This is a genomic window from Pseudomonas sp. GM33 (assembly GCF_000282295.1).
Lineage (GTDB): Bacteria > Pseudomonadota > Gammaproteobacteria > Pseudomonadales > Pseudomonadaceae > Aquipseudomonas > Aquipseudomonas laurylsulfatiphila.
This window is the reverse complement of record NZ_AKJO01000194.1, coordinates 1-7,478: the sequence shown is the minus strand read 5'-3', so window position 1 is coordinate 7,478 and position 7,478 is coordinate 1. Positions and strand designations below refer to the sequence as shown.

The window sequence follows — 7,478 nt, the reverse complement described above, 5'->3', positions numbered from 1 at the left end:
TGCTGGCGATGGACTCAAGCGCGCCGCGTTTAACCAGCTCACACGCGTTATCGTTAACGACCATGGCAGGCAAGCCAGCTCCCACAAAAGACCGTGCCCATGCTGAAACCCCCAAAAAAAACGGGCGACCCGCAGGTCGCCCGTTTTTTTTATATCCGAAACTTTCAATACAACCAATAAAGTGTTCGCCCAGTGCGATGGCCTCGGCAATCCATGCACTGGTAAAGAGCCGTACACTGGGCGAACGGAAAGCATTTTAGTAGATGAGAATCAATATGTCCGCACTGCAAAGATGAAATTTATCGACACAATGTTTAAGGAAATGTGGACTTGATAACAACGCCGCACAACGCTTTAAACGCACCCATTAAACGCTATGAGCTGATTATTTCTGTACAAGACTTCTACAAAAACAATCAGCCCATATAACTCAATCTCAATGCTTGCTGGTCACCGTCAATATGTCGGTGTAAACCACGTTAACGCTTTGTCCGACTTTCAAATCCTTGAGTTTGGCCTGGACTTCAGGTCGCTTGACGTCAACCGTCTTGGACTTGCCTTCCGGGTTTTCAAAAGTCACCTGGTGTTTTTTCTGGTCGATGTGGGTGATTTTCAGCTGCACCTTCACCTGACGGTAAGCTTCGCCGCCGGGGTTGTCGCTACCGGGTGCTGCGCGCACTTCGCCAGTGGCTTCGGCAGTGCCCGGCAGGCCTTTGTCGACATCGGTGTCGAGGAAGGCGGCAACGGCGCTGGTGACCCTGATGTCGACCGTATCGCCGGCCTTGAGGTTGTCGAGATTTTTCGCTTTTTCGGTCAGTTGCACAGGGAATTCATTACCCTGCGGGCCTTTGAGGACCACGATACGGGTTGCGGTATCGACCGAAACGACTTGGGTGGCGACCTGATCGACCACCACCACTTCGGACAACGGGAGTTCGGCGGCAACCGCACCGAAACTGGCGGCAGACAACAAGGTGGCGAGGGTGATGGCTTTGGTCAGTGCGTGGCGTTTCATAGGCAGAACTTTCCCTGTGATGAATGACAACAGACGGCGTTGACGCAAAGCGCAATGCCATGTGTGCGATGAGCATAGACGCTGTTCAGCAAGTGGTCGCAGCAGGCCGCCGATTTTCTAATACCCGGTCATTTCCAGATAGCCGTTCCCTGCATGACTGCCACTGAGGCGCACCGGGCCTTCCCAGTACGGTATGCGCAAGTCCATCCATGCCTGGGGATTGAGCGCGTTGATGGTGATATCGAGGTGTCTGGAGGGGATCCTGATCGACCAGCGCACGGGCATCTCGCGCCCGGCCACGCTGGCTTTGTCTTGCGGCGTGAGGCTGATGTCGCCGGCGTGCAGCAACTGTGTCTGCCCCCGGGCGTTGATCCAGGTGCCGGTGAGGTAAGGCTCGCCGTCTTTTTGCCGCATGCGATACAGCATCACCTGCTCGCCGCTGTCCAGGTGCAGGGAGAACCAGTCCCAACCGCTCTGGTTGGCCGTCAGGGGCTGGCTGCTCCATTCGCGGTCGAGCCAGGCCGGGCCACTGACCTGAAAGGTCTGGCCGTCGATTTCCAGGGTGCCGCCGGCCTGAAAAAACGGCTGACTGTAGTAGTAAGAGGCCTGACCCTGTTCGGATTTCTGGCTGAAGCCCTTGTCGCCTTGCAGCACCAGCGGACCTGTCGAGATCAGCCGCAGCCGGTAGCTGAAACGCTTGTCGCGGGCACTGAGCAGCAGGTCGGCCAACGGATCCTCGGCTGTTGCCTGGCTGCTCAGTTGCCAGTCGTCGATCCATGCATTGAACGGCGCAACGCTGACACCAGCCTGACCGACACCGCCACGGGCGTAGCGCTCAGCCGCGTGATGCACCGTCGCCGACGTCACCGCCGCGTGCCCGAGCAAGATCGTCTGGTTCTGCCAGCCTGCCTCCTCGGGGGTGGCTTTCAAGGCGCTGCGGAACAGCGTCCATTGCGCGCCGAACTCATGCCCCTGAGCGTCCTTCAGGTTGGCGGTGATGTACCACCATTCGATGCGATAGCCATCGTGCGGGCCGTGATCCGCCGGGAAGCTGAATACCCGGCCGGGCACCACCGGGGTAAACGCAGCGGCCTGATTGCCAAGCCCGGCAAACCCCTTTTCTACCGGCGCCGGTTGATCGCAGCCATTCAACAGCAGCACCAGCAGCGCCAGGAGCAAGACGCCGAGATTAATCTTCATGGGCAAACGTTCGCAGCAAGTCCGCCGGTTGCGTGCGGTACAAACGGAACAACGGCCAGGCCGAAGCCAGCAATGTCGCCACCAGCGCCAGCCCCATCAACTGCAACAGTTGCAACGGAAACACCCGCAACGGCAGGCGCCAGCCAAAGGCCTGCACATTGATCACCGTGTCCAGGCACCACGCCAGGGCGATGCCCAACGGCAACGCCAGCACCAGGGTCAGCAGCGCCAGCAACCAGGTCTGCCCCAGGTTGAGCAACATCAGATGCCGGCGCGTCACGCCCAGTGCCCATAGCGGCGCCAGTTGCCCGAGACGGCTCTGGCTTTGGGTCAGCAGGCTGATGAACAGCGCCACGCCGGCTACGCACAACGTCAGGCTATTGAGCGCAGCAGTGGCGGCGAAGGTGCGTTCGAAGACTTGCGTGGACCAGCCCTTGAGCCGCGCCTGATCGACGATGCGGCTGTCGTCCAGGGTAAAACGCGCCTGCAGCGCCGTGACGAACGCCGGGATCGACGCCGGTTCGATGCGCAGGTTGAAGCGGTTCGGTGCCAGTTGCGGCCAGCCGCGCAGCAGGTGGTTGATATTGCCCAGAATGTGGCCCTTGGGATTGCCGTAGTCGGCGTAGATCCCGACGATCCGTGGCGACCAGGGGCCAGTGGGCGTCGGCAGCGTCAGGGGGTCGCCCAGTTGCACCCGCAGGCGCCGGGCCAGTTGCTCGCTGAGCATCACCGCATCGTCCTTGGCCAGTCGTTCCCAGGGGTTGTCGCCCAGGGCTTCGAGCAACGGCCAGTGCTGCCGGTAGGTCGGGTGGTCGATGATCCCGGACAGGTCCGTCGGCCAGCCCTGCAACTGGATCGACACCTGCCAGTTGGGCAACACCGCCGCCAGTTGCGGCTGCTGGTCGAGCCAGCCGTGCAGCTCCCTGGCCTGGGCCGGGTTCTGTGGGTTGAGGTAAAGCTCGGCCGTAAGCCGTTGCTCGAGCCAGTCGCTGAAGGTCTGGCGAAACCCTGCGGTCATGCTGCCGGCACCAATGTTTGCCGCCATGGCCAACAGCAGCGCCATCAACGCCAGGCTCAACGCAGGAAGTTGCTGGCGGCAATCGGCGACAAACCATTGGCCCAGTACCGAGCGACTGCGCTGCGAAGCGAGACTGAGCAGCGAACTGAGCACCACCGGCAACGCCAGTGCGGCTGCGATCAACAGCGCCGCCATCAGCACGAAGCCACTGACCAGGCTGTCACCGAAGGTGAGCGCCAGCAGCGCGATCACCCCGGCCATGGCCGCCACCCAAGCCTGGCGGCGCAACCAGCGTGCATGGGCCTGATGCCAGGCCTGCGGGTCGGCCAGCGCCAGCAATGGCAATCGCGCCGCCCGCAGCAGACTGTTGACACCGGCCAGCAATGCGCCGATCAGACTCAGGCCGATACCACTGAACCACCATGACAGGCCGAGGTTCAACTGCCCCGCCACTTCGGCACCATACAAGCCACGCAGGCTGGCGGCGACATCCGGCAACAGCACGGCGGCCAGCAGGTAGCCGCTGACCACCCCGGCCGCCCCGCCGACCAGGGCCAACCCTCCCAATTCGACGGCGAGACAGGCGATCAGCATGCGCGCACTCACCCCACAGGCACGCAGGGTCCGCAGCAAACCCCGGCGTTGCTCAAGCGCCAGCCCGATGGCGGCGTGCACGATAAACAGACCGACCACGAACGACAGCACCCCCAGGGCCGCAAGGTTCAGGTGAAAGCTTTCGGTCAGGCGTGTGAGGTTGTTTTCTTCGCCGGCGCTCTTGAGTTGCAGCTGGCCCTGGAAGGCGTGCGGCAGCGGCGCAGTGAAATCCTTCGGTAGCAGCAGGCGCGACAGTTGATCCGGCAACCCGAGAATCTGCTGGGCAAAACCGATGTCCACCAGCAGCACACCGGGCGCCATGTCGGCCTGCACCTGCAGCGGCGGCAGTGCCACGCCCGTCAGGTTCAGTGGCCGGTCACCTTCGCGCAAGCCTAGTGCCTGCAAGGTTTGCGACGATATCCAGGTACTGCCCGGCGGGCTGAAAAAGCCGACCACCTGCTCGATCGCCAAGGCCTGCCCCGCCACCGCCGCGCCCGCCGGCAGCGACACCGGCTCGATGCCCATCAACTGCAGGCGCTGTTCTTCATGCCCCTTGAGCGTGACCCGGCCCTGCAGTACCGGTGACACAGGCCACCCCGCGCGGCGCAGATCGACAAACCATTGCTGTGGGAAGGTGCCGCCAGCGGGCGCATTGAGACTGGCCTGGGGCTCGCCGCCGATCAGCTGACTGGCGCGGGCATAGCTGTCGCGGGCCTGGCTGTTGAGTGCCTGGACGCCGGTCAACAGGCCGGTGGCCAGCCACAACCCGGTCAGCACGCTGAAAAACTGCACCGGATGCTGCCGCCAGTGGCTGAGCAGAGCGCGCAGGGTCTGGCCAAAGATGCTCATGTCAGCGCTCGCCCACACCGGCCAGGCGACCACCGCACAGCAAAGCCTTTTCCGCCAGCCGCGCCGCCACGCCGGGACTGTGGGTGACCATCAGCAGGCTGGTGGGACTGTCGTCGAGCAGTTCCAGCAGCAACTGCAACACCTCGGCGCCGGTGGTTTCATCGAGGCTGCCGGTGGGTTCGTCTGCCAGCAGCAACGGCGGGCGCGACGCCAGCGCCCGGCCCAGCGCGACCCGTTGCTGCTGGCCGCCGGACAGTTGCTCGGGGTAGCGCCGCAACAGCTCGCCCAAGCCCAGGCGCCGCACCAGATGGGCTTGCCAGCGGGGGTCAAGGCGCCCGGCCAGGCGCGCCTGAATCGCCAGGTTGTCTTCGACCCGCAGGCTGCCGATCAGGTTGAATTGCTGGAACACCAGGCCGATTTCCGTACGACGCCAGTTTGCCAGCTGCCCTTCGTTCATCTGTTCCAGGCGATGCCCGCCACTGCGGATGCTGCCGCGATCGACCTTGTCCAGCCCGGCGATCAGGTGCAGCAAAGTGCTTTTGCCACTGCCCGACTCGCCCATCAACGCCAGGCTGCTGCCGGGTCTGAGCGTCAGGTCGACGCCTTGCAGCACCGGCAGCGGCCCCTGCGGTGTGGCGTAGCTTTTGAAAACACCATGGACTTCAAGCATGGGTCAACCTGCTGGGTATGCGTGGCTCAAGGATAGCGGCCCTGAATGTTTTTTGTCCGTTGCCGATGATCGCCCTGCCCGTGCCCCGCCCTACCCTCGAAGCTGGTCTAGCCATAACGATAAAAAACGGAGACACCATGCCTCGTTTCACCTTGAGCCCTCGTGGGCTGCTCGCTTGCCTGATCACTGCCTGCCTGGCGCAAGCGGTGGTCGCCGCCGATGCACCGGTCGCAGCCAGCCCGCAAACCACGGCCAGTAACGCCGCCGTCCTGAAGCAACTGCCCTTCACCGACCGCACCGACTACGAGTCAGTCAGCAAAGGTTTGATCGCGCCCTTCAAAGGCCAGGTAAAAGACGCCTCGGGCAAGGTCATCTGGGATATCCAGGCCTATGACTTCCTCGCCAAGGATCAGGCCCCGGAGTCGGTCAACCCGAGCCTGTGGCGCCTGGCCCAGCTCAGCGCCCATGCCGGACTGTTCGAAGTCAGCCCTCGGCTGTATCAGGTGCGCGGCCTTGATCTCGCTAACATGACCATCATCGAAGGCGACGACGGACTGATCATCATCGACCCCTTGACCATGGCCGAAACCGCCAAGGCGGCGCTGGACCTGTACTACCAGAACCGCCCGCACAAACCGGTGGTGGCGGTGATCTACAGCCACACCCACGTCGACCACTTCGGTGGCGTGCGCGGGGTCATCGACGAAGCCGACGTCAAGGCCGGCAAGGTCAAGGTGTTCGCCCCGGCCGGGTTCATGGAACACGTGATGAGCGAGAACGTCTACGCCGGCAACGCCATGAGTCGGCGTGCACAGTTCCAGTTCGGCAGCCTGCTGCCCCGTGGCGAAAAAGGCCAGGTCGATGCCGGCCTGGGCAAGAGCACGCCGAGCGGCGGCACCGTCACCCTGATCCCGCCCACCGACCTGATCGACAAGGCACTGGAAACCCGCACCATCGCCGGCCTCGAGGTGGAATTCCAGTTGACCCCGGGCACCGAGGCGCCCGCGGAAATGAACCTGTACCTGCCGCAGTTGCGCGCCTTGTGCATGGCGGAAAACGCCACGCAAATGATGCACAACATCCTCACCCCGCGCGGCGCGCAAGTGCGGGATGCCAAGGCCTGGGCCGAGTACCTGGATGGCAGCCTGGCGCGATACGGTGACAAGAGCGACGTGCTGTTCGCCCAGCACAACTGGCCGACCTGGGGCGGCGAACGCATCCGCACCTTCCTCGCCGACCAGCGCGACATGTACGCCTTCCTCAATGACCGCACCCTGCACCTGCTGAACCAGGGCCTGACGCCGCTGGAAATCGCCGACTCGATCAAGAAACTGCCCGGCAGCCTGGACCAGAAGTGGTACACCCGTGGCTACTACGGCTCGCTGAGCTTCAACACCCGTGCGGTGTATCAGCGTTACATGGGTTTCTATGACGGCAACCCGGCCAACCTCAATCCGCTGCCTCCTGTGGAAACGGCGAAGTACACGGTCGAGGCCATGGGTGGCGAAACGGCGGTACTGGAGAAAATGCGCGCGGCGATGACCAAGGGTGAGTACCGCTGGGCCGCGCAACTGGGCAATCAATTGCTGTTCGCCAACCCGGACAACGGCGACGCGCGCAAAGCCCAGGCCGAGGCGCTGGAGCAGATGGGTTATCAAAGCGAAAACGCCACCTGGCGCAACATGTACCTGACCGGCGCCATGGAACTGCGCAACGGCGTACCACCCCATGCAGGCACTTCGGTGTCGGTGGACATGGTGCGGGCGATGAGCCCGCAGATGTTCTTCGACTTCCTGGCCGTGCGTCTGGACAGCGAAAAGGCCGCAGGCCATGACCTGACCCTGAACTGGACCTTCGAGGACCTGAACAAGGACTTCAACCTGACCCTGCGCAACGGCGTGCTGACCCACCGCGCCGGCCTCAACGCCCAGGCGGATGCCGGCGTGACCATGAGCAAGGCCACCCTGGAACAGATCAGCCTCAAGCAACTGGACATCCCCACGGCGATCCAGAAAGGCCTGATCAAATTGCAAGGCAATGGCAAGAAGCTTGGAGAATTGATGTCCAGCCTCGATACGTTTGCGCCGCAATTCAATATCGTTACCCCGTGACAGATCCCCTGTAGGAGCGAG

At 62.9% G+C, this 7,478-nt stretch carries 5 protein-coding genes; 1 reads left to right on the top strand and 4 read right to left on the bottom strand.

Annotated features, from left to right (window positions below):
• Positions 1–436: 436 nt before the first annotated feature.
• The 4 genes from PMI26_RS00205 to PMI26_RS00220 form a co-directional block, all read right to left on the bottom strand.
• Positions 437–1,015: a hypothetical protein gene (locus tag PMI26_RS00205; RefSeq protein ID WP_007980980.1), complete on the bottom strand. Its 579-nt coding sequence runs from the start codon at positions 1,013–1,015 to the stop codon at positions 437–439.
• Between the two features lie 117 nt (positions 1,016–1,132).
• The gene (locus tag PMI26_RS00210) at positions 1,133–2,215 is read right to left on the bottom strand and encodes a lipocalin-like domain-containing protein (RefSeq protein WP_007980978.1); all 1,083 of its coding nucleotides are present in this window, start codon (positions 2,213–2,215) and stop codon (positions 1,133–1,135) included.
• Entirely contained in the window at positions 2,205–4,676 is a 2,472-nt protein-coding gene (locus tag PMI26_RS00215) for an ABC transporter permease (RefSeq protein WP_007980976.1), read from the bottom strand. The genes PMI26_RS00210 and PMI26_RS00215 overlap by 11 nt, the downstream gene beginning before the upstream one ends.
• 1 nt (position 4,677) lies before the next feature.
• The gene (locus PMI26_RS00220) at positions 4,678–5,346 is read right to left on the bottom strand and encodes an ABC transporter ATP-binding protein (protein WP_007980974.1); all 669 of its coding nucleotides are present in this window, start codon (positions 5,344–5,346) and stop codon (positions 4,678–4,680) included.
• 137 nt (positions 5,347–5,483) lie between these two features.
• Here PMI26_RS00220 and PMI26_RS00225 point away from each other — a divergent pair, with 137 nt between their 5' ends.
• Complete coding sequence (locus tag PMI26_RS00225) at positions 5,484–7,457, top strand: alkyl/aryl-sulfatase (protein ID WP_007980971.1); 1,974 nt, start codon at positions 5,484–5,486, stop codon at positions 7,455–7,457.
• The last annotated feature ends 21 nt before the right edge of the window (positions 7,458–7,478 follow it).

Excerpts from the sequence above, each read along its gene's own strand:
- PMI26_RS00210 (WP_007980978.1), bottom strand. The coding sequence starts at position 2,215 with ATGAAGATTAATCTCGGCGTCTTGCTCCTGGCGCTGCTGGTGCTGCTG.
- PMI26_RS00225 (WP_007980971.1), top strand. The coding sequence starts at position 5,484 with ATGCCTCGTTTCACCTTGAGCCCTCGTGGGCTGCTCGCTTGCCTGATC.
- PMI26_RS00215 (WP_007980976.1), bottom strand. The coding sequence starts at position 4,676 with ATGAGCATCTTTGGCCAGACCCTGCGCGCTCTGCTCAGCCACTGGCGG.
- PMI26_RS00205 (WP_007980980.1), bottom strand. The coding sequence starts at position 1,015 with ATGAAACGCCACGCACTGACCAAAGCCATCACCCTCGCCACCTTGTTG.
- PMI26_RS00220 (WP_007980974.1), bottom strand. The coding sequence starts at position 5,346 with ATGCTTGAAGTCCATGGTGTTTTCAAAAGCTACGCCACACCGCAGGGG.